This is a genomic window from Methylocella tundrae, assembly GCF_901905185.1.
GTDB classification, from domain to species: domain Bacteria; phylum Pseudomonadota; class Alphaproteobacteria; order Rhizobiales; family Beijerinckiaceae; genus Methylocapsa; species Methylocapsa tundrae.
The window spans coordinates 1-25,827 of the sequence record NZ_CABFMQ020000091.1 but is presented as its reverse complement, the minus strand read 5'-3'; the positions used below and the strand labels follow the sequence as shown (position 1 = coordinate 25,827).

General features: G+C 60.8%; 26 protein-coding genes and 4 pseudogenes. 15 read left to right on the top strand and 15 right to left on the bottom strand.

Going from position 1 to position 25,827, the window contains the following annotated elements; genetic code table 11:
* Nucleotides 1–20: 20 nt before the first annotated feature.
* The 6 genes from mmoC to mmoX form a co-directional block, all read right to left on the bottom strand.
* On the bottom strand, nucleotides 21–1,073 hold the full coding sequence (gene mmoC / locus MPC4_RS14305) for an aromatic/alkene monooxygenase hydroxylase FAD-binding subunit MmoC (RefSeq protein ID WP_174513114.1): 1,053 nt from the start codon (nucleotides 1,071–1,073) through the stop codon (nucleotides 21–23).
* Between the two features lie 217 nt (nucleotides 1,074–1,290).
* Nucleotides 1,291–1,590 (bottom strand): soluble methane monooxygenase-binding protein MmoD, encoded by a 300-nt coding sequence (gene mmoD, locus MPC4_RS14300; protein ID WP_174513113.1) that lies wholly within the window; start codon nucleotides 1,588–1,590, stop codon nucleotides 1,291–1,293.
* 74 nt (nucleotides 1,591–1,664) lie between these two features.
* A complete protein-coding gene (gene mmoZ, locus MPC4_RS14295; protein WP_174513112.1) occupies nucleotides 1,665–2,177 on the bottom strand; it encodes an aromatic/alkene monooxygenase hydroxylase subunit gamma in 513 nt (170 codons plus the stop codon).
* A 25-nt stretch (nucleotides 2,178–2,202) separates the two neighbouring features.
* A complete protein-coding gene (mmoB, locus tag MPC4_RS14290; protein WP_210253656.1) occupies nucleotides 2,203–2,616 on the bottom strand; it encodes a methane monooxygenase regulator MmoB in 414 nt (137 codons plus the stop codon).
* 13 nt (nucleotides 2,617–2,629) lie between these two features.
* On the bottom strand, nucleotides 2,630–3,805 hold the full coding sequence (gene mmoY / locus MPC4_RS14285) for an aromatic/alkene monooxygenase hydroxylase subunit beta (RefSeq protein ID WP_174513111.1): 1,176 nt from the start codon (nucleotides 3,803–3,805) through the stop codon (nucleotides 2,630–2,632).
* A gap of 107 nt (nucleotides 3,806–3,912) precedes the next feature.
* The gene (gene mmoX, locus MPC4_RS14280) at nucleotides 3,913–5,493 is read right to left on the bottom strand and encodes an aromatic/alkene monooxygenase hydroxylase subunit alpha (protein WP_174513110.1); all 1,581 of its coding nucleotides are present in this window, start codon (nucleotides 5,491–5,493) and stop codon (nucleotides 3,913–3,915) included.
* Nucleotides 5,494–6,290: 797 nt separating this feature from the next.
* Here mmoX and MPC4_RS14275 point away from each other — a divergent pair.
* The 4 genes from MPC4_RS14275 (at nucleotide 6,291) to MPC4_RS14260 (ending at nucleotide 9,149) form a co-directional block, all read left to right on the top strand.
* Nucleotides 6,291–6,755, top strand: coding sequence for a c-type cytochrome, methanol metabolism-related (locus MPC4_RS14275; RefSeq protein ID WP_244629023.1), 465 nt, complete (start codon nucleotides 6,291–6,293; stop codon nucleotides 6,753–6,755).
* A 209-nt stretch (nucleotides 6,756–6,964) separates the two neighbouring features.
* Complete coding sequence (locus MPC4_RS14270) at nucleotides 6,965–7,216, top strand: hypothetical protein (RefSeq protein WP_174513108.1); 252 nt, start codon at nucleotides 6,965–6,967, stop codon at nucleotides 7,214–7,216.
* Nucleotides 7,217–7,785: 569 nt separating this feature from the next.
* Entirely contained in the window at nucleotides 7,786–8,595 is an 810-nt protein-coding gene (locus MPC4_RS14265) for a hypothetical protein (protein ID WP_174513089.1), read from the top strand.
* A gap of 92 nt (nucleotides 8,596–8,687) precedes the next feature.
* Nucleotides 8,688–9,149, top strand: coding sequence for a Spy/CpxP family protein refolding chaperone (locus MPC4_RS14260; protein ID WP_174513107.1), 462 nt, complete (start codon nucleotides 8,688–8,690; stop codon nucleotides 9,147–9,149).
* A gap of 380 nt (nucleotides 9,150–9,529) precedes the next feature.
* On the opposite strand, the gene istB is transcribed toward MPC4_RS14260, so the two are convergent.
* Both istB and MPC4_RS14250 read right to left on the bottom strand, forming a co-directional pair.
* The gene (gene istB / locus MPC4_RS14255) at nucleotides 9,530–10,264 is read right to left on the bottom strand and encodes an IS21-like element helper ATPase IstB (protein WP_174513106.1); all 735 of its coding nucleotides are present in this window, start codon (nucleotides 10,262–10,264) and stop codon (nucleotides 9,530–9,532) included.
* A gap of 11 nt (nucleotides 10,265–10,275) precedes the next feature.
* Nucleotides 10,276–10,746 carry a hypothetical protein gene (locus MPC4_RS14250; protein WP_425312479.1) on the bottom strand — a complete coding sequence of 157 codons (471 nt, stop codon included), beginning with the start codon at nucleotides 10,744–10,746 and terminating at the stop codon, nucleotides 10,276–10,278.
* A 125-nt stretch (nucleotides 10,747–10,871) separates the two neighbouring features.
* On the opposite strand from MPC4_RS14250, the pseudogene MPC4_RS14245 reads away from it, so the two are divergent.
* A pseudogene (locus MPC4_RS14245) lies at nucleotides 10,872–11,249 on the top strand (helix-turn-helix domain-containing protein); the annotation flags it as partial.
* 55 nt (nucleotides 11,250–11,304) lie between these two features.
* On the opposite strand, the pseudogene tnpC reads toward MPC4_RS14245, so the two are convergent.
* Nucleotides 11,305–12,060 (bottom strand): annotated as a pseudogene (gene tnpC / locus MPC4_RS14240) (IS66 family transposase); the annotation flags it as partial.
* Nucleotides 12,061–12,263: 203 nt separating this feature from the next.
* On the opposite strand from tnpC, the gene MPC4_RS14235 reads away from it, so the two are divergent.
* From MPC4_RS14235 to MPC4_RS14225, 3 genes are all read left to right on the top strand, one after another.
* Nucleotides 12,264–12,758 carry a hypothetical protein gene (locus MPC4_RS14235; RefSeq protein WP_174513105.1) on the top strand — a complete coding sequence of 165 codons (495 nt, stop codon included), beginning with the start codon at nucleotides 12,264–12,266 and terminating at the stop codon, nucleotides 12,756–12,758.
* Between the two features lie 156 nt (nucleotides 12,759–12,914).
* Nucleotides 12,915–13,130, top strand: a complete 216-nt coding sequence (locus tag MPC4_RS14230) for a ribbon-helix-helix domain-containing protein (RefSeq protein WP_174513104.1) — start codon at nucleotides 12,915–12,917, stop codon at nucleotides 13,128–13,130.
* Nucleotides 13,124–13,489 carry a type II toxin-antitoxin system VapC family toxin gene (locus tag MPC4_RS14225; protein ID WP_174513103.1) on the top strand — a complete coding sequence of 122 codons (366 nt, stop codon included), beginning with the start codon at nucleotides 13,124–13,126 and terminating at the stop codon, nucleotides 13,487–13,489. Before MPC4_RS14230 ends, MPC4_RS14225 begins: the two co-directional genes overlap by 7 nt.
* 272 nt (nucleotides 13,490–13,761) lie before the next feature.
* On the opposite strand, the gene scpB is transcribed toward MPC4_RS14225, so the two are convergent.
* Nucleotides 13,762–14,460 carry an SMC-Scp complex subunit ScpB gene (gene scpB, locus MPC4_RS14220; protein WP_174513102.1) on the bottom strand — a complete coding sequence of 233 codons (699 nt, stop codon included), beginning with the start codon at nucleotides 14,458–14,460 and terminating at the stop codon, nucleotides 13,762–13,764.
* Between the two features lie 2 nt (nucleotides 14,461–14,462).
* On the bottom strand, nucleotides 14,463–15,377 hold the full coding sequence (locus tag MPC4_RS14215) for a DUF1403 family protein (RefSeq protein ID WP_425312478.1): 915 nt from the start codon (nucleotides 15,375–15,377) through the stop codon (nucleotides 14,463–14,465).
* Between the two features lie 353 nt (nucleotides 15,378–15,730).
* Between MPC4_RS14215 and MPC4_RS14210 the strand changes: the two genes are divergently transcribed.
* The gene (locus MPC4_RS14210) at nucleotides 15,731–16,834 is read left to right on the top strand and encodes a tyrosine-type recombinase/integrase (protein ID WP_174513100.1); all 1,104 of its coding nucleotides are present in this window, start codon (nucleotides 15,731–15,733) and stop codon (nucleotides 16,832–16,834) included.
* A 48-nt stretch (nucleotides 16,835–16,882) separates the two neighbouring features.
* Here MPC4_RS14210 and MPC4_RS14205 read toward each other — a convergent pair whose 3' ends face one another.
* Both MPC4_RS14205 and MPC4_RS14200 read right to left on the bottom strand, forming a co-directional pair.
* Nucleotides 16,883–17,302: a type II toxin-antitoxin system MqsA family antitoxin gene (locus MPC4_RS14205; protein WP_174513099.1), complete on the bottom strand. Its 420-nt coding sequence runs from the start codon at nucleotides 17,300–17,302 to the stop codon at nucleotides 16,883–16,885.
* Nucleotides 17,303–17,304: 2 nt separating this feature from the next.
* Nucleotides 17,305–17,610, bottom strand: coding sequence for a type II toxin-antitoxin system MqsR family toxin (locus MPC4_RS14200; protein ID WP_174513098.1), 306 nt, complete (start codon nucleotides 17,608–17,610; stop codon nucleotides 17,305–17,307).
* Between the two features lie 394 nt (nucleotides 17,611–18,004).
* On the opposite strand from MPC4_RS14200, the gene MPC4_RS14195 reads away from it, so the two are divergent.
* Together MPC4_RS14195 and MPC4_RS14190 are read left to right on the top strand one after the other, a co-directional pair.
* Nucleotides 18,005–18,283: a type II toxin-antitoxin system Phd/YefM family antitoxin gene (locus tag MPC4_RS14195; RefSeq protein ID WP_174513097.1), complete on the top strand. Its 279-nt coding sequence runs from the start codon at nucleotides 18,005–18,007 to the stop codon at nucleotides 18,281–18,283.
* Nucleotides 18,280–18,702, top strand: coding sequence for a type II toxin-antitoxin system VapC family toxin (locus MPC4_RS14190; RefSeq protein WP_174513096.1), 423 nt, complete (start codon nucleotides 18,280–18,282; stop codon nucleotides 18,700–18,702). The genes MPC4_RS14195 and MPC4_RS14190 overlap by 4 nt, the downstream gene beginning before the upstream one ends.
* A gap of 105 nt (nucleotides 18,703–18,807) precedes the next feature.
* Here MPC4_RS14190 and MPC4_RS14185 read toward each other — a convergent pair.
* Nucleotides 18,808–19,330 (bottom strand): annotated as a pseudogene (locus MPC4_RS14185) (type II toxin-antitoxin system VapC family toxin).
* Between MPC4_RS14185 and MPC4_RS14180 the strand changes: the two are divergent.
* The 3 genes and pseudogenes from MPC4_RS14180 to repB form a co-directional block, all read left to right on the top strand.
* A pseudogene (locus MPC4_RS14180) lies at nucleotides 19,293–20,327 on the top strand (tyrosine-type recombinase/integrase); the annotation flags it as partial. The pseudogenes MPC4_RS14185 and MPC4_RS14180 overlap by 38 nt on opposite strands.
* An 884-nt stretch (nucleotides 20,328–21,211) precedes the next feature.
* A complete protein-coding gene (repA, locus tag MPC4_RS14175) occupies nucleotides 21,212–22,381 on the top strand; it encodes a plasmid partitioning protein RepA (RefSeq protein ID WP_174513094.1) in 1,170 nt (389 codons plus the stop codon).
* 86 nt (nucleotides 22,382–22,467) lie between these two features.
* Nucleotides 22,468–23,463 carry a plasmid partitioning protein RepB gene (gene repB / locus MPC4_RS14170; RefSeq protein WP_174513093.1) on the top strand — a complete coding sequence of 332 codons (996 nt, stop codon included), beginning with the start codon at nucleotides 22,468–22,470 and terminating at the stop codon, nucleotides 23,461–23,463.
* A gap of 775 nt (nucleotides 23,464–24,238) precedes the next feature.
* Here repB and MPC4_RS14165 read toward each other — a convergent pair.
* Nucleotides 24,239–24,403 (bottom strand): hypothetical protein, encoded by a 165-nt coding sequence (locus MPC4_RS14165; protein WP_174513092.1) that lies wholly within the window; start codon nucleotides 24,401–24,403, stop codon nucleotides 24,239–24,241.
* On the opposite strand from MPC4_RS14165, the gene repC reads away from it, so the two are divergent.
* A complete protein-coding gene (gene repC / locus MPC4_RS14160; RefSeq protein WP_174513091.1) occupies nucleotides 24,402–25,649 on the top strand; it encodes a plasmid replication protein RepC in 1,248 nt (415 codons plus the stop codon). The genes MPC4_RS14165 and repC overlap by 2 nt on opposite strands.
* Nucleotides 25,650–25,827 lie beyond the last annotated feature (178 nt).

The following is a 25,827-nucleotide window of genomic DNA, read 5'->3' as shown; positions in this document are numbered from 1 at the left end:
AAGAGCCTCGTAGAATCTCCCTACTCTGCGGCCTGACTTTGCCCAGTTGCAAGGAACTTTTCCACATAAACGTGATCTTTTGGCACGCCATGATTTGCCGCGGCTGCGAAGGTTGCGTCAATCATGCCCGGCGGCCCGCACATATAGATGTCCGGTGGGGCTTTCGATCCTTTCAGATGTCTCAATAAATCATCGACGACGGTGCCCGTGCTCCCCTGCCAATCCGGCTCAGGCTGCATGACGGCGACGTGCGCGCTGAAGTTCGGCATCGACGCCTCGAGTTTTTTCAGCTCGTCGATATAGAACAGTTCATGCTGATGCGTGACGCCAAAGAAGAGCTTCGTCTCCTGCGGGTGCTGCTCCTGCTGCATGTGCCGGATCATCGAAAGGACAGGCGACAGGCCCGTTCCGCCAGCGACGAAATAGCGGGGCCTGAAACCGTTCTCGCGAAGGTTGAACGCGCCGAAAGGACCGCGAAGCTTGACCGTGAGTCCCGGCTTGGCCACTGTCGACAGGAAATGTGAAAACTGGCCGTCGGGCAAAAGCCGGATCAGAAAATCAAGATGAGCTTCGTCGCTGGTCGTCGCCATGGAATAAGATCTGCTGACGCCTGAGCCCGGAATTTCGATATCAAGATATTGGCCCGGAACGAAGGGGATCTTGATGCGCGCGCCAGTTTCCGGGTCTTTCGGCTGAATCCGCAGCTTCGCCACGTTCGAGGAAATTTTTTCAACGGCGACGATCTCGCCCCGCCAATCCGTATTGACCTTTTGGAAAGAGATTCTGTCGAACGCATAAGGCAACTGAAGAACGAGATCGCTTCTGGGGAAGGTTCGGCACAGGAGAACGACGCCCGCTTCTTCTTCATCCGGCGGCAGAGCCTGCACGCTGCAGCGGCCTAGCTCGTAATCGCCTTCAAGGACGTCGGCTTTGCACGTGGCGCAACCGCCTTCGCGGCAGGAGGAAAGCAGGATGACGTCCCTCTTCAGACCTGCCGATATGACGTCTTCATTCGGCGAACATTCGAACGTTACGTCCTGATGATCTTCTGTTATCGCGCGCACCTTATACATAATTCCGTCCCCAAATCCTCGAATGGAGGATCGCGATTTGCGATCAGTTTCATGAGCGAAGTTTCAGCGCTGTTCCGCCCCAGGCGGTCCGGACCTCGGCCCCGTGCGCAAATAGAGCGCGCCCAAGGTCAACCGAATGCTCAATCCAGGTTTAGATGCTCAGTCTAACAGTGCTAAACCTACGCGATCCGGAGCGCTCGTTTCCCTTTCGCGCAGCTTAATTCTGCGCGCCTTCCTTAGCGGCCTGACCGAGATCGCGACGCTGATAAAACGAAATGACGTGGCCGACCGCTTCCCGAGAAGAAGACTCGCTGAGAGAACATCCCTCTTGGACGAATTCATCGTCCCTGTGGATCTCCCACCGCCACACGCATTCGAGATCCTGGACAAACGCCCGATATCGGCCTTCCTTGAAGATCTCAATGCGTGTTCCTAGTCCTGCGAACGGGACCCGATCAACCAACGATGGGTTCAACGCATCTTCTTCTTTATGATCAAAGTCCAATATCGCAGCCATCACGAAACGCGCTCCTCGATCTAGTCCGGGCGACGACGAGACAAGTTGTCGACGCCCGGAAACTCATGACATTGTCACGCCGCGTCGCCGAGGCTCAGCACCTTTACGCCGCGCTTTTTACGCAACTCCTCGAGGGAGTCGGCGTAATAGTCGGTATTGCGTAATTCCATCAGGCGGCTGCCAAGGTAAGCGTCGACCTTGAAAAACACATTCACCGGCAGCACGGGCGGCTTGTAGAGCTGGCGGAAGGTGATCAGGATCTTTTCGGCGGCGAACTTGTCCTTCTCCGCATCGATTTTCGCAATCCAGGCGTCGGCGACAGCCTGAGCCTCCTCGCCAGTCGTCGCCTTCGCGACGAGGTCCGCCGCAGACAGAGTCGAGGCCTTCAGAACGGCAAGCCGCTCCTCGATTTTCGCCTCGATGAAGAGGTAATCGACGTTGAGCGCGTAGCTCGTGCGAAACGGTCCTGTATTTTTGGTCCGGAAATCCTGAATGAACGCCGTGGCGTCCTTCACGGAGTTGAGCGTTGCGATTTTTTCCAGCCACTCCGACCGCACAGGGTTTTCATGAATTTTGTAGTTTGGCATTTTTTGTTTCCTCCCTTTCCATCGGTCAAACGTCGGTGAGCTTGCGATCAAGACCCATCAATTCGGATGTGATCGTGAAGGTGTTTCCAAGTGTGTAGGCGCGCCCGATGGTCGACGACACGTTCACGAGAAAATCGTAGATGCTGTACGTCTTGCCGAGCAGTTCGCTGGCCTTCTCCGTGTCGATCTGGATCTTGCCGTCGGCCTTGATCCACCAGAAGCCGCCACGGTCTTCAACGACCAAGGTCGGATTGCGCTTAGTCTCTTCGCCGAGAATGATGTCTTCCACGATCGCATCGATCTCGTCGCTTTTCATGAGCACGAGAACGACCGTGTTGGATTCGTGCACGACCTGGTTTTCCTCGGCGAAGAATTCCGCCGCAAAAGCCTCGCCGGATTTCTTCATAATGCCGGCATTATATGCGTTCTTTGCTGTCACTTTATTCCCCCCTTCACTTAACGTCGCGAGTGATGCTGGCGATGAGCTTATCGGCGTCGACCTTAAAGTCGATTTTCTTCGCGTAATCCTCCACCCAATCATTGACGACCCGCGCGACCGCCGCTTTGATGGCGGGTGCGTCGCTAACGCCTGTGACTTTGTCGACCTTCGCATAAATTCCGAGGAAGTCATGTAGAGCTTCGGCGGTTTTCTGCAGCCACTTGTTGGTCCATGCGCGGTACCATGTCCTGTTGTGGTCGCCGAATTCGGGATCGTCTCCTAGGGAGTAGAAGAATAGATCGCTCATCGCGGCTTTGGTTGTCTGGAAATAGGTCTGCGTCTGATTGAGGAAGAACGGCGTGAGGCCGTCGCCATAATGAGCTGCGAGCCGACCGAAGAATTCGCGCCTCGCGAACTGACCGAATAGCGGATCGTAGACGCCATGCACGGCCCAGAGAATCTCGTTGAAGTCCTGGATGCCCTGCCAGAACTCCTCAACCGTCTCGCGGGCGCCCCGATAGATCGGATCGGTGAGCCAGATTTTCTTCGGGCCTTCGGTCGATTCCGGGAATCCAGGAACGATCTTCGACAGGAAGTTGCGCTCCAGCTGAATCATCTGCGCGCTATCGACCTTGTCGAGAGCGGCGAAAGTCGCTGTGGAACGGATCGTGTCGGAAAGCGTATCTCGTGACACAGACGAATGCGCGTTGAACATCCCATATTCGCTGAACAGCAAGGCGCCCCAATATTGATCCAGGATTCCGTCACGCCATTTCGGATCGATGGAACGCACGGCGCCTTCGGCCGAATAGCCCTCGAGGAAACGCGTCGTGTAGCGCCATTCTTCGGACTTGTCTTTGACATAAGGCGCATGCCAGCGCCGAGCGGGATCGCGGTGGCGATACCAATCGGTCGTCCGAAGCTCGGTGCTTTCGTTGCCCCAAGAAGGCCGGCCGCCATGAAATTTTTGCGTCCAATCGCCCCAATCGAGGCCGCCGGCGATCCAGTCCGGATTCGGTTGTGTGTAAAGCGTCAAGATCTCGTATTCGCTGAGCCGCTTCCAGCGCGGCGTCACGAAATAATTCATCCGGCGCTGCGAATCGAGTTCGTGATCCGGAATTGCTGCTAGAATTTGTGCGGCCTTACCAGGATCCGTTAGCCCGCGCTTGATCGTCGAGGCGATAGCCATCGATGGTTTCCTCCATTGGTGTTGTTCCATGGCCTGAGAGCGGCCATGTTCTTGGACATTGGCTGAAATCGTCGGATCGGCTGGCGGCCGATCCGACGAGAATTTTGTTAGAGCCCAGCGAGGGGATCGGCGAACACGCAATTGGCGCGCTTCAGATCCTCGACGGTCCACAAATTGTCGCCACGAACGTGAGGCTGACCAATCAACGTCTTGCCGTCGGCGCGAACGCCGTGTCCTTCAAGGACCACATCCGATAGCTCGCGGCCGCTGTATTGTTCGAAGACGCTCTGGCATTCATAGCGCTCGGGCTCCGCCAACCACATGCGCTCGCCCCAATCATCGCTGAAGGAGTGCTTCTGACCGTTGAACTCGTGCACCCTGAGCGATCCCGAACACTTTGCGAGGGTTGGGCAGAACGGCACTTGCGACACGCGATCGACATAGACCTGGTGGCCGTTTTGAATGAGCCATTGGATCGGAACGAATCCGCTCTTGGGATCCTCGCAGCCGAGCGCCTTCCACTCACGCAAAATCTTGCCGTAGTGAGCGTCCCAGCCAGGATAGTTCGCCTCGAACCATTCCATGTCTTCTTCATCCGGCAGCGAGAGCCGGAAGAAGCCGGTCGGCCACAAGGCGTAGGCCAAAAGGAAGAGATCGTGATGCGCCCAATAGGCGTCCTTTTTGGCGTCGCGCAGGCTCGGCGGTGAGTTGACGCCGTACTTTGCGAGACGGCCGATCCAGATGCCGCCCCAGTCCTCATAGACCCAGCGATTCCAGGTCTTGACCCAGGGCTCGACCTTGAACTTCGACCCATATTCGAAGAGCATGCCCAGCACGGGCGTGAAGTACTTCTGCTGGGTCCAGAATGCATTGTTGAGATCGGTGTTCAGATATTTCTGCGCGGCCGGATCGTTGGCGATCGAAACGACTGTCTGGTAGCCATTCGCCATATGACGAAGTTCGTCGGTTTCGATCGACAGAAATACGGTTGGCGTGATTTCATCGCCGTTCGCTGACGCCCACTCAGTGATGGCGACGATCAACGGGTTAGTGAAGCAAGCTTCCCCGACCAGTTGGAGATTGACCGAACATTCGACCGCATCGCCGGAGATGAAGCCGTCAGCGAAGACCCGCTTCATTCCCTTCCAAAGCGGTCCGATTGCGCGGGTGCGGCGCGCGTCATTATGGCCTGCGGGGTCATGGTAGTGTTTGGAGAAATAATAGTTCACGAACCCGCATTGATGGGTATGACGGATCTCATCAAGGACCTGTGCGAGGTAACCATTCTTTTGCTCGGCCGCGCTTGCCGAATCCCACAACATCGCGGACGCCGCTATAGCGTTGTATTCGCCAACTTCGAGGAAATTCGACGCGACTTTCATCGTCTCACCCCAGCGCGGATGCACCCGGCTGCCGGCTTCGAGGCGCGTCAGGCCGTCGAGCAAGGTGCCGAACTGACGCTCGTCCTTGACCGACTCCATTCGCGCATATTCTTTGGCGATGAGCTTGAACTGCTCCTTTGTGTCGTTCGCCATATGATATTTGGTGGGATATTTCGTCCGGTTTTGAGCGAAATCCCAGTTGAAGCTCTGCAGCCACCTATGCACTTCCTGGGGACTTACACTTGTCGGCGCCCGGTTGGCTCCGAGTGCGTCCGACGCTGCTTTCGTCGCGGTGCTTAATGCCATATGTCTCCTCCTTGGTGCTCACATTGAACGCGGACTGAGCTTCAGCCAGCGACCTTAAGCTGCGGCGCCTTATCGATCGAGCTCCTCAGTCGGCTCGATGTGGCGGGATCCTTTCGCAAGTAGGGCGCCACGCTCTCCCCGTCAAGAAATTGATTTGAAGGTTGCGTGATATCAAAGACTTGCATAAACACAGAGATCACACATTCCTGGCGTAATTTAAGTTACATGGATCATTGTAATCCAGCCGAGCGTCGAATTTATTGACACTGTGCAAAAAGCGATCAGCGCAGCTCCGGCTTCTCAAAGCGTTTGTTTTCGCGGCGCCTATTCGATCAGTGGAGCGTCGAGATCACGCACCGGGGTAAGGACGTCACGCTCGAAGAGGACGGCTACACAAATCGTCTCGACAATGCGCCCGGCAACGACTTCTCGCTCGCCGGTTTCGCGCTCAATATCCTGAAGTTGGTTTCACATTCGCCAAACCGAGCGATCGAGCATTTCCCGGACGACCGAAATCGCCCCACCCGACTGTTCTCTGGTTTTCACTGGAGCGCCTTGGCGCCGTCGGCGCGATATGCTTGGATGCCGCTGCGGATAAGGCGTTCGAGAACCCATTCTGCATCAAGGCGCTCCTTCATTTGGCGACAAAGAATCGCTTTTATCAATCGTCTCAACGCCTTATTCAACCGCGTCCCGTCCGGTGCCGGCGTAGTCTAATCAAGGATTGTTTCATGAAATTCAGCTCTGCGTCCGGGCTCTTTGTCTTCGCTGTACTTGCTTCCTCTGCAGGCTTCGCTATGGCCGAAGCGCCCGGGGATCCGACGGCGGTCAAACAGAATGACCTCGGCAAATGGTTCGACGCGAAGGGAGATCCGACCTACAAGATCGAGCCGGACAAAAACGTCGATTGGTTCACCTATTCCGGGTTCCGCCGCTATCACTCCGAGTGCCACGTTTGCCATGGCCCCGACGGCGAAGGCTCAAGTTACGCGCCGGCTTTGAAAAATTCGGTAAAGACGCTGAATTATGCGGAATTTGTCGGAGTTGTCGTCGGCGGCAGACAGAATGTCACCAGCAGCCAGGAAAACGTAATGCCGGCGTTTGGCGATAACAAAAACGTCATGTGCTATTTGGACGACATTTACGTTTATCTTCGTGCCCGCTCCACCGACGCGGTGGAGCGCGGCCGTCCGGCAGGCCACGTCGAGAAGACGCCCGCAGCGATCGAAGCAGAAAAGGCTTGTATCGAAACACCCGGATGAACCATTCCTGGCGACTGGCGGCCCCTATTGAAATCGTGTGCAGTGCGGCGGAGGCTTTGACCGGCTTGCCCAGTTCTTCGGGCAAATCATCGATCTGGTCGCCGCGCGAACGTGAGAACGTGAGTGTGTCGTCGAGCTACCGTTAATTGTGGGTTCATCACGCCGGTATCATTATGAATGATGGCTGGGGTGCAACGATGGAATATATCATGGACAGGCGCACGTTTTTTCTATCCACCCTTGGCTTCGCTGCCGGTGTGGCGGCGATCGGCATGACGACGAAAGCGGCCGAGGCGATGATGCTGGTAATTCCGAAATCCCCTCCCCTTTTGTCGCCAAGCGAAGGGATCGAACAGGCTCAATACTGGGGAGGCAATAACGAAGACTGGCGCTACCGGCAGCGCTGGCGTGGCGGCGACGAGGACGAGAACGAGGATGATGATGATGATGATGAAGGTTAGCGCCGCCGGGAGATTTCCCGGAGAATGTTGAAAATGGAGGATCGGTGGAGCTCACCTTGAGCCCTTAAGCCTCGGAATTGTGCAATGCGAGATATTGTAGGTGCGGGCAATCTCCCGCACCAGTTCGCCTCTGCCACGGCATTTGATGGCCGCGGGCTGCTGGTGCGCCGTGAGCATGAGCATCGGCTTGCGCTCCATTCCCACGCCCGTGCCTTGGTAAGGCGCCTTCCGCCAGTTTGGGCGCGGATTAACTCGCGCTCGAACTCCTCCATGCCCGCCAAGGACGGTGAGCATCAGGCGTCTATGCACGGTCGTGGGTCGGCCCGTGTGTGCCAAGGGACCGGAACCCGGCCTCCTTGGCGCTGTTCGTAGCGAGCGTGTTGAGCCGCGTGGACCAGATCAAAACGCACGGGGTTGAAGGCCGCGAGCCCGCGTAGGCCCGCTGACAAAAGCTATGAGATTTTACGTCCATTTGTTTAAACTTATCCATCGCTCTGGCGCAACCGCACGAACCGGCCCGACTCCCAGTCCGTTCGCGTGAACTGTGTGTGGGAAGGAGAAAAAAGTCGATGAAACGCTTTTGCGCGCTGCTTTCCGCCGCGCTTCTCTGTACGACGGCGAGCTTAAACTATCCGACCGAGGCGCTCGCAGGCGGGTGGGGCGGCTTCCATGGCGGCGGAGGTTTCCGGGGCGGTAGCTTCCGCGGCGGCGGGTTCCGCGGCGGCTACGGGGGCATGCGCCCAGGGGGCTTCGCCGGCAATATGGGCGGGTTCCGCGGCGGCTACGGGGGCATGCGCCCCGGGGGCTTCGCCGGCAATATGGGCGGGTTCCGCGGCGGTTACGGCGGCATGCATGGGGCTTACCACGGCGCAATGGGCGGATTCCACGGCGCAGGAGCCTATGGTGGAGCTGGAAGCGTCCACAACCGTATAATCAACATCAATAACAACGTGACCAGCTACAACATGGTCAACCGTGGTGGCTGGGGAGGTGGTTATGGCACTGGCTGGGGCAACGGCAACGGCTGGGGAGGTGGCTGGGGCAACGGCTGGGGTTGGGGCGGCTATGGCTTCGGAACAGGTCTCGGGCTCGGTCTCGGGCTCGGCTTGATGAGCGGCATCGGGCTTGGTTTAGCCAGCGGCTATTATGGCTATCCCGCGCTGGCTTATGCCTATCCAGCCTATCCATTCCCCGCCTATAGCTATGTCGCGCCTCTCTATAGCTATGCCTATCCGGCTTCGGTCTATACATATCCGGCTTATATGTATCCTTCATATAGTTATGTCGCCCCTCTCTATAGTTACCCCTACGCAGCGGTCAGTTACGCGTATGCCGCTCCGGCCTACGCATATCCATCGTACGGCGTGCCGCTTTGGTGAGCCTGCGAAAAATTGTTCGACATCAACGCATCTCTCTTGTCAGCCGGACCAATCAACAGCGCGAGACGCGGCAAATGAAAGGTGAAAAAGGAATGACGAACCCGAACAAACTCAATCTGGCGGCCATGGTTTTATTGGCGGTTTCCAGCGCGGCTTGGGCGCAGGACGTCGGCGCCGCGGCGCCTCCGATTCAAAACGACGCGGATCGCGATGCGGCATGCCGCATGGACGAACACATCGACGGTCAGCTCGCCTACATCAAGGCGGAGCTCAAGATCACAGAAGTGCAAGAATCGCAATGGAACGTCTTCGCTGGGATGTTCCGCGAGGATAAGGAAAAACAGGCGCGCGCCTGCAAAGCTGCGCAGGAGCAGAGCCGCTCGCTGATGTCCGCCAGCCTGCCCGAATCGATGAAAATGATGGCGGGCAATTTAGCGGAGCGGCTGGAATCCTTGCGTTCGATGGAGGCGGCGGTGCAGCCGCTTTACGCGATCCTGAGCAAAGCGCAGAAAAAGACCGCCGACGAGATCATGAAAGGCGCCCCTGGCGTTTGAAGCAGCGCGCCGCCGTCCGCCTCGCGGCGGCGTCCACGACCGCCGCGGCATTTTCGCGGCGCATTCCTTAGTCTCCTGTGATCAATCCGCAGGGCCTTGATAGCACGTTGTTTTGTAAGCGGCGTTTTCAGCTTGCAATTACCCATAAATCGCCGAATCGGAGCTGAAAACGCCGCTTCAGCTTCGAGCGCCGCCTTGGCGGCCCGGGTCGCCTCCAGCCGGCGCCGCCTGTCGGCTGCGATTTCCGACGAAGCCGGACGGTTATTCCAATAGGAAGCCGGACACCTATTCCGATCTGAAGCCGGACACTTGGAGTTTGCCGCCGCAGGTCAGGATTGATGATGTTTCGTCGTTTCTGATTGGTCAAGAGCGCATGGATTTCATGCGGAGGGACGCGGCTTGCGCAGGCTTTCTCCGGCCAGATCGATCCGATAGGCGTTGTGGATGACGCGGTCGAGGATCGCATCGGCGAGCGTCGGGATGCCGATCATGTCGTGCCAGCGGTCGACAGGAACCTGGCTGGTGATGATGAGAGATCCCTTATCGTAGCGGTCTTCGATGATTTCGAGGAGGTCGCGCGCCTGCTCGGGCGTCAGGGCTTCCGGCCCCCAATCATCAAGAATGAGTAGTTTGGCGCGGGCGATCGTGCGCAGGAGCCGGGGGTAACGCGCATCGCCATGGGCGATCGCCAGATCGGCGAAGAGCCTGGGGACGCGGGTATAGAGGACGGGGATGTTTTCCCGGCAAGCCTTGTGTCCGAGGGCGCAGGCCAGCCAGCTTTTGCCCAGGCCGGCGGCGCCGGTGACCAGCAAATTGCGCCGCTCGGCGATCCAGTCACAGGCGGCGAGCTTGAGGAACAGCGCGCGGTCGAGCCCGCGGGGGATTTGATAATTGACGTCCTCGACGCTGGCATGGTGGCGCAGGCGGGCGGCTCTGGCGCGCGTCTCGGACTGTTTCTGCCGGCGCAGCGTCGTTTCATATTCGAGAAGCAGGCCAAGCCATTCCGCGTGATCGAGGCCGCGGGCTTCGGCATTGTGTTCGATCTCCTTGAACCCCTTGGCCAAGCCGTGAAGGCCGAGGGCGTGCAATTGTTCGAGCGTGGGATGGGCAAGCATGGGATTTCCTCTCAATGGTAATAACCGGGACCACGCACATTGGCGTGGTCGAACAGGGAGACTTGGCCGCCGTCTCCGGGCGCCGCTCTGTCGCGCTTTTGGGTGAGAAGGGAGGCGATGCTCTTGCAATTGAGCGCGCCGAGTTCGAGGGCGCGGGCCGAGACCGCCTCGACGCGGGCCGGATCGACGCCACGGTAGGAGCGCAGAATCCCCAGGCAGGTGCGGAAGCCCTGTTCGGGATGCGGTCGGCTGGCGAGCACGGCGACGATCAGCCCTTCGGTGTTCGGGCCGATTTTGGCGGCCCAGCGGCGGAACCGATCCGGCGACCACTCGGCGTAACGCCGGTGCGAACTGGGCATGTGCTCGGGGACCGTGCCGTGCCTGGCGCCCATGTAGCGCCGTTGATGGGCGCCGACGCGCTGGCCACGATGGAATATCTCGACGGTGCGGGCGGTGACGCGCACGTCGACCTCGGCGCGGATCAGCTGTAAAAGTTTTGATTTAATCTGACGGACGGTGTCTTCCTAAGCTCGATGTGAGCCATGGCGGGGGCGGAGCTGGTCGGGGTTGCGCAGCCCCCGCCATGGCTTTTCCAGAGGATGCCAGAATGACAAAGGACAAAAAAATCATTCGCGCCAAGGTTGGCGTGCTCGAACTGGCCAAACAGCTCGGCAATGTCAGCCAGGCCTGCAAGATGATGGGCTACTCGCGCGACAGCTTCTACCGCTTCAAGGAGCTTTACGACAAAGGCGGCGAGCTCGCCCTGCAGGAGATTTCGCGGCGCAAACCCATCCTGAAGAACCGGGTGGCGCCGGACATCGAGGACGCCGTCGTGGCGCTTGCCATCGAACAGCCCGCCTGGGGCCAGGTTCGCGTCTCCAACGAGCTTTTGAAACGAGGCATGACCGTCTCGCCCTTCGGCGTCCGCTCCATCTGGACCCGGCACGATCTCACCACCATGAAGCTCCGGTTGAGGGCGCTCGAGGGTATCCATCCGCTTTGCACCCCAGGTAAAGGGCTCGACCTTTTCTGAAGGCGCGTTATGCTGCCTTTGCTTGGGGTTGGTGTTGCAGCTTCCAGTTCCAGGGCAATAATTCGTTGATCCGTTTTGCTGGGTGGTCTGGTAGTCTTGCAAGAATATCAGTGAGCCAGGCTTGGGGATCGACATCATTCATTTTGCAAGTTTCGATCAGCGTAAGAATAGCTGCGGCCCGGTGCCCTCCGGCATCCGACCCTGCGAAGGTCCAATTTTTTCTGCCGACAGCCACGCCGCGCACGGCTCTTTCAGCTGCGTTGTTACTGAGGCAAACTCTCCCATCATCGAGAAAACGGGTAAACGCTGTCCAACGTGTGAGGCAATAGTTGATGGCTTTTGCTGTTTCGCTTTTTGAGGAGAGTTTGGCACGCTGGTCGCGCAGCCAAGCTTCTAGGGCGAGAACAAGGGGTTTTGATTTCTCTTGCCGCACAGCAACCCGCTGCTCAGGCGTTTTGCCATTGATCGTGCGTTCGATTTCGAAAAGCTCATCGATGCGGCGCACCGCCTCAATAGCGATCGGCGCTTTGTTCAGCTTTGCAAGATCGAAAAAGTTTCTCCTGCCATGACTCCAGCATGCGGCTTCGATCATCGGAGCCGGCTGCCGCCGCGCATCGTAGAGCGCAACATAACCAGAAAAGGCATCGGCCTGCAGGATTCCAGTAAAGCTGGCAAGATGCTTTTGCGGATATTCGCGAGCGCGGCTGCGTGAATATTCAAAAAAGGCAGCTGGCGGATCTTGACCGCCAAAGGGCCGGTCATCGCTGTGAATAGGCCTCGCCAATTGACCCCTGATCGGCGCGGGGTCAAGCGTTTAGGCGATTGATATTGCACATTATATTTGCTGACCCTCACGCCGATCAGGGGTCAAACCGTCGCGCCGATTTACACCAGAGCCAATGCGCTGTCTGCGGATTCGATCTTCCCCAAGCGCGGGAGCCCAAACTTGACCCGGAGACGCGCCAAGTGGCGGAGTTGATCGACGATCTGGTCCGCCTTGAGGCGGCAAAAGGGTTCTCGGGGAGGAGCGCGCTGGCAGCGCGGCTCCGCGCCCTGCCCTCTCTGCAGGATCCGCCATGCGATCGAGAATTTACGAAACTGTCGACGGTCGACCGACTCTACTGCCTCACGCGGACCGAGCTGGACTTCGAGGAACGATTGCACAGGCATCTTTGCGCGGACCCTCCGCCGGCTTCTCCGACAGGCTTTGCCTGCCGGAGCCTCAAGCCGGCTTCGCCCGTTCCCGTGATCGCCGCCTGGCGCCGGGCCATCGTCACGGCTGGCGGGATCGACGCGAGCTTGCGACCTTTAGTGCGCCGCATGGCGCGCCGCCTTGATGCCGAAGACGATGCGCCGCTGAGGAGTCGCAAGCGCCCGGTCGGCGAACGCGCGGCCGAATTCAACTCGTTGCTCACGGCCTATGGCGCCCTCCATGCGCGGCGCGGCCTTTTGGACAAATAGGCAGGGGCGCCGTCCTTGTTCCGCTCGTATTCACATCCGGCGTGCGGCGGCCCAACACAAGGAGCCCGGTGAATGAATATCGGCTTGGTGAATATCGGCTTGGTTTCCGCATTTGACGATATATGATATCATCATCATATATTACGGATGGCGAAAATGCGAACCTTGGTCGATCTCGGCGACGCGCAGCTCCAGGAGCTGGACAATCTCTCGAAGCAGGAAAAGATCTCCCGTGCGGCGCTGATCCGGCAGGCGATCGACGATTATCTGGCCGCGCGGCGGCGCGGGCGGGACAGCGACGCCTTTGGTCTCTGGGGCGAGCGCGCGGTGGACGGGCTCGCCTATCAGGAGAAGGCGCGCAGCGAATGGTGAAGGCGTTGTTCGACACCAATATCCTCATCGACTATCTCAACGCCGTGCCCGAGGCCCGCGCCGAGCTCTCGCTCTATGCGGAGAAAGCGATCAGCATCATCACCTGGATGGAGGTGATGGTCGGGGCCGCGGAGGGTCTCGCGGCGCCGACGCGCGATTTTCTCGGCGGCTTCGCGCTCGTCGGCCTCGACGAACGCATCGCCGCGCGGGCGGTCGATCTGCGCCGGCGCCACAGGATCAAACTGCCGGATGCGGTGATCTGGGCATCGGCGCAGGACCGCGCCATGCTTTTGGTGACGCGCAACGTCAAGGATTTCCCGGCTGGGGACCCGGGCGTGCGCGCGCCCTACGTTCTATGATCTGTTTTCGGTTTTGACTTAAAGCTTCCACAAGCGAACGCGTTACGAATTTTTCAGGCTCGATCGACAATCGCGCCGCTCTTTTGCTCAGGAACGGCAAATCCGGGCGCGGTTTCTTTCGATGATTCAATTCCCGCATCCGAAGCACGGCCAAGGCTCCGAGCGCCGCTGCCGATAAGGATCGGCGAACCCCAAGCGGATCGCCCGCGAACCGGACTTCGCGCGGGCGCGCCAATCTGGAGACACCGAGCAATCGCTGCGTCGATATAGGCTTAAAGCCCGCCGGGTTCGGGCGCCGCGTCGGGCCGATCGTCGCCTTCGTCGCCGTCTCCCGCCGCGGCGAACCCGCCCGGAAACTCCCCCGCCAAGATCTTCTCCTTGCCGAGCAGCCCGGCGTCCTCCAGCATCTCGATGTCGGGCAGATCGCGCAGGGACTCGAACCCGAACTGCGCCAGAAAGGTTTTCGTCGTCACGAAGGCGTAGGGGGCGCCCGGCCGCGGGCTGCGCGGCCCCGCGGCGATGACGCCCAGCGCGCGCAGCCCGGCGATGAGGTCGCGGCTCACCTCCTTGCCGAAAAATTCCGAGAGCTCGGCGCGGGCGATCGGCTGAAAATAGGCGATCGCCATCAGCACCAGAGATTCCGACCGCGATAGCGGCCGAACGGCGGGGGCGCTCCCCGCCGCGGCATGGATCGCGTCCGCGAACGCTTTTCTGGTGCGGTGGCGCCAACCGCCGGCGACAGTGACGAGCTCGTACGGCCGGCCGCGCAGCTCGTCGCGAATGTCCGCGATGAGAAGATCGAGATTGCAGTCGCGGCCGACGACGCGCGCAAGAACCTCCCGCGTCACGGGCTCGGACGCGGCGAAAATCACGGCCTCGACGCGGCCCATCCATTCGCGCCATCTCAGTTCGGGCGGCAGGTCGGCGAGCTCCGCATCGAGCGTAGTTTCGGGTTTGGCGCGCCGGGCCATCGCTAGAGCCCGTAGAGCCGGAACGTCGGCCGGCCGGTGAGTTCGCGCACGGCGCCGAGCGAAACCAGCCGCTCGAACAGGCGGCGGCCGCTGCGATCGCTCGCCGCCTTGCCGCCGGCGGCCGGCTGGGCGTCCTCCGTCATGAGGATCGCCAGCATCTCGTCGGCATCCTTGCCGCGCAGTTTCGGCGCCGCCGCCAGCAGCCGGCAGGCGCGGCGGGCGAGTTCGGCGTAGAGATCCGCCGCCACCGCCGCCGCGCGGGCGTAGGCGAGCGAGCAGGCGGCGAGCCAGACGGGGTCGCCGTCGCCATGCCGCTGTGTCGCGCGCAAAAAATCGCCGCGGCGGAGCTGGCCGGCGAGAACCTGGCCAGCGAGGAGCGGAACGGGCGCCGGCCAGTTCAGGCGATGCGCCAGCACGGCGTCGGCGAGCCACAGGGCCAGCGTTTCGGAGTCGGGCCGCACGCGCAGGCTGACCGCCGCGATCTCGGCGGCGGCCGTGACGGCGCTCCCCTGCCCTTTGGCGAGGCTGGCGGCGACCGCGACGACCTCTTCGAGCGCGTCGTCGCGGCGCAATTCGAGCAGGACTGACAGTCGGGGCGTCCAGTCATCCGCTTGCATGGCGTCGGGCGCGCCGAGGCGTCGCCAGGCTTTGAGGAGGCGGCCGGCGGGCCCGGGATCGGCGCCGTCGCGGCGCAGATACCAAGCGTCGCGTAGCGCCGCCTCGTCCTCCGTTCGCCCGGCCTGTCGGGCGAGAACCGCGGCGTTGCCGAGCGCCAGGCGCTGGCGCCAGAGGCCGCCGAGCGGGTGTTCGGCGCGGGAGATCGGATTGAGCGCGGCGAGCGCCGCGCCGGCGCGGAAGCCGGCCTCCGCGGCGCCGCCTTCCGTCGCCGCCAGCCTCCCCTCGCCCTGGCCCGGCATCCCCTCGGATAGCCATTCCATCGAACTTCGTTCGACGGAACCTTTGGCCTCTCTCTCCTCGGATCGACGGCTCGCGTCGATCCTCCCCTCGCCCGCGCCTTGGCGCGGTCTCGCCCAGCTGGGGAAAGGGGGGAAGGCCGGCGGGGCGGCGAGGCTGATTCGGGGACGTGGAGCCATGCCGGCAGGCTAATGCAAGGCGGCGCTTATGGCGAGTAAAATGGCGGCTTCCCGCCGCGCTTGTCTTGTGCTTATGATGTCCGATAAGATTGCATTATCGGACATTAAATGAGACTCAGCGAAATCCGCGAAATGTTCGTGATATGTTCGCATACAATGAGGGAAAACGCGCCAAAATGACCGGAAAAACCCCGCCAAACGGGCCTTTCGGGCGGCAGGCCGGCCCGCCGGAGGCCGAGAATTTGGCCCGGGACTTGAGCCAGGATTTGGCTCTCGCGTCCGAAACGTCGGCGCGCCTGCCCGCCGGTCTCGAAAAGCTCGCCGAGACGGCGAAGGATTACGCTCGCGGCGCCAAGGCGGACAACACCAACCGCGCCTACGCCGCCGACTGGCGCCATTTTTCCGCCTGGGCGCGCCGCCGCGGCTTCGCCCCCCTGCCCCCGGACCCGCAGGTCATCGGCCTCTATCTCGCCGCCTGCGCCTCCGACGAGGGCCTCGGCGCGCACGGCCAGGCCCTCTCCGTGCGGTCGATCGAGCGGCGCCTGTCGGCGCTCGCCTGGCAGTTCGCCCAGCGCGGCCAAAAGCTCGACCGGAGCGACCGGCACATCGCCGAGGTCATGGCCGGCATCCGCCGCAAGCATGGCCGCCCGCCCGAACAGAAGGAGGCCGTGCTGGCCGAGGATCTTCGCGCCATGCTGGCGACGCTCGACCACGGCCTCCGCGGCCTGCGCGATCGCGCCATCCTGCTCATCGGCTTCGCCGGCGGGTTGCGGCGCAGCGAGATCGTCGGCCTGGATTGCGGGCCGGGGCAGACCGAAGACGGCTGCGGGTTCGTTGCGATCGAGGCCAAGGGCGCGCTGGTTCAGGTCAAGGGCAAAACCGGCTGGCGCGAGGTCGAGATCGGCCGCGGCTCGTCGGAAGCGACCTGTCCGGTAGCGGCCCTCGAACTCTGGCTCAGGTTCGCCCGGATCAGCCATGGTCCCCTGTTCCGCCGGGTCGGCGGGGCCAAAGTCGCCGCCGACCGCCTGATCGACAAGCATGTGGCGCGGCTGGTGCAGAAGACCGCGCTCGCCGCCGGCGTCCGCGGCGACCTCAGCGAAGGCGAGCGCAAGCGCAAGTTCGCCGGCCATTCGCTGCGCGCCGGGCTCGCCAGCTCGGCCGAGGTCGACGAGCGCTATGTGCAAAAACAGCTCGGCCACGCCAGCGCCGAGATGACGCGCCGCTACCAGCGGCGGCGGGACAAATTCCGCGTCAATCTCACCAAGGCCGCGGGGCTATGACAGACGGCGTGGGGATAAGGCCCTCTTCCCTGCCTGATCCCGAGGCCTTTAGCGCAGCTCGTCGACAAGGTCCGGATGACGGTCGAGCAGCGTCATGAGCTGGATCGTCGGGCCGCTCGGCTCGACGAGGCCACGCTCGTATTTGTCAAAGGCGTTCTCGCCGACCTTGAACAACGCGCCCGCCTCGCGTTGCGACAAGCGCAGCTTGGCGCGCAACCGCCGGATGCTCGACGGCGCGGGAACGCCTTCGAGCTTCTCCTTGAGATTGCGCAAGGCCTCGTCGACGACGCTCATATCCTTGCCGACGTGAAGGCCATCCCCCTCCCCTGCCGGATAATATCCGGGAAGGTCGACGCTGACGCTCTCGCCCTTATAGGCGACGGTGAATGGACGCTCGCCGCGCGTCAGCGTCGCGCCGGTCTCGGGGGAGGTCATCGTCTCGGGAAGCATCGGTTCCCTGGTCGCCATGGTTATTTCTCCTTGAACGACATCACGGTAAATTCGGTTACGACGTCCGCCTGAAACTTGACGTAGAGCGTAAGGCGGCGAGCCGGCACATGATAAACGTCCTGCCAAAGGCGATGATCGGCGAAGGTCGTCATCGACTTGACGAACATCTGCCGTTCAATGCTTTGGATCGCTTCGACGATGCCGCCGCGATCGAAGCCGATGGCGGTCGCATCGCGCAGCGCCGAAGTCGTTATGGCGAGCGTGTCGATCGATTCGATCGCCAGCTTGATGGCCGCGAGATCGTAGGTCGGTCGCCGTTTCTCCATGACGTGAGAATGCCACCATAAAGGGGGTAAATCAAAGTGATTTCGTTTGGTTCGCCGACGTTGTCGAAACAGGCGTAGCGTGTTGAAAATAATAATTGTTTGCGTAACCTATTGGCGCCAACGCAGGAAGCGCTGGGCCGACTTCGTCGTGCCATCACCATCGATAAACGATGATTATCGATGGCGATGGATTGCGGCGCGATTCCGCCGGGTTCGGGCGCCTCGCGCTGAGGATTTTGGGCGCTTCGGGCGGGTTTCTGGCCCATTTGGCCGGACCCGGGCCACATCCGGGTAGCGCCCGCCTCCGCTCTGGAGTCCATCCCGGTCGCCTCTTGCGGTTAAGCCGCGGCGCGCATATGGTTATTATAGTCATCATAGTCACGTGAGGTCCGCCATGCCTGCTCCCGACAAAACCGCCGCCCCGGCCGCCGGCGCCTGGACGCTCGCCAGCGCCAAGGCGCGCCTCTCCGAAGTGGTCGAGCGCGCCCAGGCCTCGCCTCAGCTCATCACCCGCAATGGCAAGCCGGCCGCTGTGATCGTCTCGGCCGAGGAATGGGCGAAGAAGACCCTCCGGAAGGGCACGCTCGCCGAGTTCCTGCTCGCCTCTCCGCTTCGCGGCGCCGGGCTCGACCTCGAGCGCCAGCGCGACGCGCCGCGCGACGTCGCCCTATGAATTTCCTTCTCGACACAAATGTGCTGTCGGAGGCGCAGCGGCCAACGCCAAGCGCCAGAGCCCTCGGCTGGCTCGACGACATCGACGAGGACCGCGTCTTCCTGAGCGTCGCCTCGATCGCCGAGCTCCGGCGCGGCGTCGCCCTGCTCGACGAGGGCCGCCGCCGCGCGGCGCTCGCCGCCTGGCTCGCCAATGATCTTCCGGCGCGGTTTGGCGGCCGGATTCTCCCGATCGATCAGGAGGTCGCGGAGCGCTGGGGCGACCTGATGGCCGAGAGCCGGAAAACCGGGACCGCGCTCTCCGCCATGGACGGGTTTTTCGCGGCGACGGCGCTCGCCAGGGAGCTCACGCTCGTCACCCGCAACGTCAAGGATTTTGCGCCCTTCGGCGTGCCTTTGCTCAACCCTTGGGAGGATTGAGCGAAAGCCGGCCCGACCGCCGGACGCCGCCTCGATCGGGGACCTTCTTGTAGGCCGCCTCGCGTCGGGCGCCAGGGCGGGCCGCGGACGGCCGGCCCGGACGGGTCAGGGCTCGGAGCTGGGACGCCGGTAGAAGATGACGCGCCCGGTCGGCGCGAGCTGGCTCAGAAAGTCGAAATCGCGGACATTGGCGGTGAGCACGCTGGCGCCGAGAAGCCGCGCCTGCAGAAAGATCAGAGCATCATTGAGGAGTTTTCGCTCGTGGCCCGCCCCGCGTGGCAGGCCGCTCAGACGAAACAGCGCGCCGGCGAGCGCCGGCCTCGCCCCAGGCGGCGCTCTCCGGCGCGTGGAGGCGCCGTCCAGGAATGTCGGCGATGACGTCGCCGATCGTTTTGAGGGCCGTTTTGGTGGAGGAATGGGCGGGATCCAGCCGCCCGAAGGCATGCGTCAGTTCGGCGAGGCAGACGGCCGAATGATAGCAAACCCGATAGGACAGCAGCGCGTCCGCCGCCCCGGGCGTGCGGCCCTGCAGCGCGTCGAGATAGACGCATGTATCGAGCAGCAGCGCGCCGCCGATCAAGGGCGCGTCCGACGTCGCCACCCTGAAACATCTGGCGCGGGAGGGCATGGGCGAGAACAGCCTGCGCGCGCTCGCCTCCGATCTCGCCTATCTCGAGGCCTGGGCGCTGGCGTCGACCGGCAGCCCCCTGCCCTGGCCGGCGCCGGAGGCGCTGGCGCTAAAATTCGTCGCGCATCACCTCTGGGATCCGGCGCGGCGGGAGGCCGAGCCAGGCCACGGCATGCCGGCCGATGTGGCGGAATCCTTGCGGGCGCGCGATCTGCTGCGGGTCGAAAGGCCGCATGCGCCGGCGACAGTGCGTCGGCGCCTCGCCAGCTGGTCGACGCTGCATCACTGGAAGGGCGCGCTGGGCCCGTTCAAATCGCCGGCGCTGCGTTCTGCGCTCCGGCTTTCGGTGCGCGCGACGTCGCGGCCGCGCATGCGCAAGAGCCAGCGCGCGGTGACGCGAGACGTGCTTGAAGCGCTGCTCGCCACCTGCGGCTCCGACCGGCTGGCCGATGCGCGCGACGCGGCGCTGCTGCTGGTCGCCTTCGCCTCCGGCGGGCGCCGGCGCAGCGAAGTGGCGAGCCTTCGCGTCGAGCAGCTTGTCGAAGAGGAACCGGTCCTCGAAGACCCGACTGAGCCGGATTCGCCGGCGCTGCCGTGTCTTTCGATCCGCCTCGGCCGCACCAAGACGGCCGAGGCCGACGCCGACGCCCGGGTGCTTCTGGTCGGGCGTCCGGTCGAGGCGCTGCGGGAATGGCTTCTGCGCGCCGACATCGAGAAAGGCGCGATTTTTCGGGCGATCGACCAATGGGGCGGGCTCGACGACAGGGCTCCGACGCCGCAGGCGGTGAATGCGATCCTGAAGCGGCGTGTGGCGGCGGCCGGGCTCGACCCGAAGCTTTATTCGGCGCATGGGCTGCGCTCGGGCTATCTGACCGAGGCGGCCAGGGCAGGGGTGTCGCTCCCCGAGGCGATGCAGCAATCGCAGCACCGTTCGGTGCAGCAGGCGGCGAGCTATTACAATGACGCCGAGCGGCGGCTCGGGAAGCTGCAAGGCTGATCTAGGAACTTTTGCGCCAGCGACCTCTCCCCGAATCGTGCGGGATTGTGGCTGCGCGAATCAGGCGGCGTCGCTAGGAAATGGCGAATTCGGCCTGCTTCCCAATATCCTTACCTGAAGCGGGGGCGAGCGGCTAAAGAACAACAGGCGCGCCGTTCGGGTCAAAAACGGACGATGATATGAAACGTGACTTTGCTGTTCGGCAAGCAAAACACCTGCGACAATTCACGCGCCGTGAGGCCGGAAGGTGGCTTCATTCGGCGCTATCACAAGATAACGATTTGCGCCCGCCAACGATGCCCTAAAATTGTCAGCCGTACACATAAGTTGAATATGGAGTGTATTCAACTGCTTATAAGGTGCGCCAAAAAGGGTAGAGTGACTCGCGAGCTTGCGAGCGCGGGGCTGAGAATTTCAATTTCGCTCCGAGCGTCCAGCCAACGATCCGCATAGAAGGATGCCGGCGAGAAAATAGCCGCAAGCGCTATGCGCTACTCCATACGCGCGGACGCGCGTTCGTCCCCGCACTGCATCCAGCGAGCATTCAGGGCCGCCACCTTTTATCCCTTCATAGCGTGTGTCTTAACGATGCCGACTACGGCCATAACTGAGTTGCCGACGCCAGAAACATAGTTGCCGCAATCCTCTTCCGTCATTCGTCCCGTCCTCTGATCACGCGGCAGGCATTGATTTCAGATTGGACTCCTAGACGATCAGGGGACTCCGGTTGATGTCTTTCTCGATGCCGCGCCAAAAGCCGTTAACCTATCGTTAACGTAATACTCCTTGCCAGACTAAGAGAATCGCAGAATAGTAACGATACTTTCTGCGTGTGCCCGAAAAAAACGTTCTTGATTGGATTTGTGAGCATAAAGATGATCGCTATGGCCGCCGCTCAAGTTCAGCAAACTCACTTTGCGCGAACGATCCTCGATCAGGGCGGCGAGATTTCCCGCAAACTTGACATGCTGCGACAGGAAAAGTTTCCGCCGAATGCGCAGAAGACGCTGCGGAGCTTCTCGTTGGCGGAGGTGGCCAGTTTTGTCGGTGTCTCACAATCCTATATCAAAAAGCTGCATTTGGAGGGCAAGAGCGCCCAGCCTTTGACGTCGCCGACTGGTAGGCGCTCGTATTCTGCGGAGCAGATGAACAAACTACGTGATGATTTAGACCGTAATCCGCGACGCCGTGGTGGCGAGAGGCTCAAGGTAATTGCCGTTGTGAATTTCAAGGGCGGCAGCGGCAAGACCACTACGGCAGCTCACCTCGCGCAGTATCTGGCATTGACCGGTCACCGTGTCCTCGCTGTCGATCTGGACCCGCAGGCTTCCTTGACGGCGTTGCATGGGATCCAGCCGGAGATTGACCGCAACCTCTCCTTTTATAACTCCCTTCGCTACGACGATGAACGGAAACCTCTTTCCGAGGTGATCCGGTCTACCAATTTCCCAAACCTCAATATAGTTCCTGCGAACCTGGAGCTGCAAGAGTACGAATACGACACACCGCTCGCGATACAGAACACAGCGTCGAACGCGGGCAAGATGTTCTATACCCGGATCGGTGACGCGTTAGGAGAAGTTGATGACCAATATGATTTGGTCGTTATCGATTGTCCGCCACAACTCGGTTATCTTACCCTAACAGCGTTGACAGCGGCTACCGCTGTTTTGATCACCGTGCATCCGCAGATGCTCGACATCATGTCGATGAGCCAATTCCTGCTAATGCTCGGCGAAATCTTGATGACGATCGAGACAGCCGGCGTGAAGGTTGAGTTGGATTGGTTTCGTTATCTGGTGACGCGTTTCGAGCCGACCGACGTTCCGCAGGCGCAGATGGTGGGCTTTATGCAATCCATGCTCGCGGAACAGATGCTCAAAAATCACATGCTTAAATCAACAGCAATCTCGGACGCAGGACTGACGAAGCAGTCCCTCTATGAAGTCGAGAAATCACAGTTCACTCGCTCGACCTACGATAGAGCCATGGAATCACTCGATGCTGTCAATTCTGAAATTACGAACCTCGTCCATCGATCGTGGGGCCGCTGAGATGAAAGCGGGACTATTGTCATCCGTACAGATCAATATTTTTGCCAATGATCCTAATGGGTTGCCAGCCACGAGGAGGGGGTAGAATGGCCCGCCGGGATGTTCTGTTGGGTATTACGCAAGCGGACGCCAAGCTACCGGAGAAACAGGCGACTCCGGGCTATGCTATGCACGGTGCCTCCAAGTCCATGCTTTCGTCGATTGGGGTTCTCGCTGCCGCCGCCGCAAAAGCGGACAAGCTGATTGAGGGGGCTGCTGTTGTAGAGATCGAGACGGACCTCATTGACCGCTCGTTCGTTTCCGACCGCATGGACGATGGCGACCAGCCGTTCCTGGAGCTACTTGAAGCTATCCGGGAACGCGGTCAGGACACTCCCGTGCTTCTGAGGCCAAATCCGGCCGCGGAAGGGCGTTACCAGGTTGTCTTCGGCCATAGGCGCGTGAAAGTGGCCACATACCTCGGACGGCCTGTCCGCGCTGTCGTCAAGCAGCTTGCAGACATCGACCACGTCATCGCTCAAGGGCAGGAAAATTCGGCCCGCGAAAACCTCTCCTTCATCGAGAAGTCTGTGTTCTCGCAACAGTTGCTCGATCTAGGCTTCAGCCGTCAGATTATCCAATCCTCGCTCTCAGTCGATGCTCCCATGCTCACGCGGATGCTTTCGGTGACAAAGCGAATGCCAGACGAGGTTATCAAGGCAGTAGGCGCGGCTAAAGCGATCGGCCGCGATCGCTGGATCGAGCTGACCTCGCTGATTGAGAGACCGGGTAATCAAGACAAGGCGTTGGATCTCATCAAAACCGATGAATTTAAAGCGCTGGAATCGAGTGAGAGATTCAACATCCTATACAATTCTCTAACTTCGAAGACCAATTCTACCCGGAAGTCCACAAAGACGAAGTCGAAAACTTGGACCCCTGCAGATAAAACGGTAGCAGCAACGATCACAAACACCGGAGCGTCCTTCAATCTGGCGCTCAAATCGAAGGACGCTGGTAAGTTTGGAACTTACATCTCCGATAACCTTGATGTTTTCTATCGCGCGTTCAGGGAAGCGGAAACAAAGCAAACAGGAGACTGAGGCCCGAAACTGTTGCCTTTCGCGCGCACCGTACCGACAAGCGTCGCTTGTTCAATCGCGGCGAGAGTTAGCTCAATATTCTTCATCCCACCCGTGACGGGACCATCGAAACTCAATTGCTCAACCTGTCGCGCCGTGAAGATGACTGAACCACGAATTGCACCAAACGGGAGACACTAGGCAAAAGAAAAAGGCCCCCGAAACGTCGCCGCTCCGGAAGCCCTCTCTTATGTGTTGCAGCTGAGAGAATTCCACTTCCGCGAATCACAGTCAAGAGTCTTTAGCGTCGTTTCGGCGAGCAGATTTTCTTTGCCTGCGACAAGGCGAAGAACATGCAGAACTTGTTACCAAAGAGGTCCGCGGGGCGGTGGGCACGGGCATTTTGCCCGCCCAATAGTCCCCGACGAATAAAAGCGCTGATCGGCCGAGTGCGCCGGGCAAGGCGCTTGCCGTTCGCATCGGAAGCGAGGGCAGGGGCGGGATCCCGCCTCTCATTCTCCCTGCAAATTCCGACATCTTATTATTTCGTCAGGTCGCTTCTCGTTCGCAAAGCGAAGCCGGACACCTGGCGCCCGGCCGCTGCCGATTCGTGGTGGCGTCGTCAATGCATCTCGGCGTTCGCGCGAGGCGCCCATAGCACGGGAGCTTCAAAATGAGATTTCAGGTGAGACCGGCCGCCGGCGACAAATCTCTGAGCCTGCCAGGTCCAGCCAAATAGTTCTTCGCAGCATCAAGGTGCTGCGCGGAGGAGTGAACCGCGTACCCAATCCATCCATCAGGAGACATTAAGGCAAAGAAAAAGCCCCCGAAACGTCGCCGCTCCGGAAGCCCTATCCTCTAAACTGACAATTTCAAGATAGCGCTTCCAGCCGTTTTTTGTCAAGGCCAAACGCCGTTTCAGCGAACGCTTTTCTTTTGCCCGAAGAAAGGCAAAGACCATGCAATTATCCCTCTCAACGACGCCCTTCGGGCGGCGGCCGTACACGCTTGCGCAAACGCAGGCCCAGATTGTCGCCAATGAATGCGCGCCCGACGCCCTCGTGCGGAAATGGCTGGTCTTTGACGACATCTGCGCAGCCATGGCGGCGCTCGGCCTCTCAGACCGGACGCTCGCCGTTCTGAAGGCGCTGCTGTCGTTTTATCGCCCGGATACGCTCACAGGCGAAAAGCCGATCATCGTCTTTCCGTCGAACAGGGCGCTTGCGCAGCGGGCGGGCGGCATGGCGGAGAAAACTCTGCGCCGGCACCTGGCGATCCTTGTCACACTAGGGATCATTCTTCGCCGCGACAGCGCCAATGGAAAGCGCTACGCCCGGAAAGGGGAGGGGGGCGAGATCGCCGAGGCCTTCGGCTTCGACCTCACGCCGATCGTCGCCCGCGCCGAGGAATTCAGCCAGCTCGCCGCCGAAGCGGCGGCCGAGCAGCTTCTCCTGCGCCAGCTCCGCGAGAGCATCACCATCCGCCGGCGCGACATCGACAAGATGATTGCGACCGGCGCCTATGAGGGCGTCCCGGCCGACTGGAACGGTTTTCGGAAGGCTTTCGTGGCGCTTGGCGGGCGCATCGCGCGAACGGCGACTGTTGAGATGCTCGAACCTCTGGCCGCAGCACTCGAAAGTCTCGCGAATGAGATCCGCGACGTGCTCGAATCTCATGTCAAAACATCAAAAATGACCGGCAATGACGGTCAAAATGGCCGTCATATACAAAATTCAAACAAAACCCTTTTTCTTGAATCTGAACATGGCTTACCGATAAGCCATGGGGCGACCAATGAGCCTCAACCGGAAACGACGCACCCTCCAGCATCGGCCCCACAGCCCTCAACGCAGCAGAAAGCGACCTTTCCGCTCGCTATGGTCCTCGACGCTTGTCCGGACATTGTCGAGCAAGCTCCCGAAGGCATCAAATCATGGCGCGACCTCAACGCAACAGCGGAAAGGGTCCGCCCCTGGATCGGCGTCAGTCCGAGCGCCTGGGAGGAGGCGAACGACATTCTCGGGCCGACTGACGCCGCGATCGTCCTCGCCGCAATCCTGCAGCGCGGGGACGCCATCGCCAGCGCCGGCGGCTATCTGCGCAGCCTAACCCAGAAGGCTAGGGCAGGGTCATTCTCTCTCGGGCCAGTGCTCATGGCCCTGATCCGCGCGAACCTGCGAAAGCGCGGCGAAAAAATGCGGGCATGATTTCGCATTCGCGCGCCGCGCTGATTCAATAGATCCAACCGTTCGTAGGAGGGTTGTGGTGCAAACTTTCGGAAATCAACTGCGCAACAGCCAGGAGCACGAACCGGCTCAAGCGGCAAGAACCGCATTCCACATTTCCGGCGCGGTTTTGTTTTTGATCCGGAGCTTGCCAAGTTTA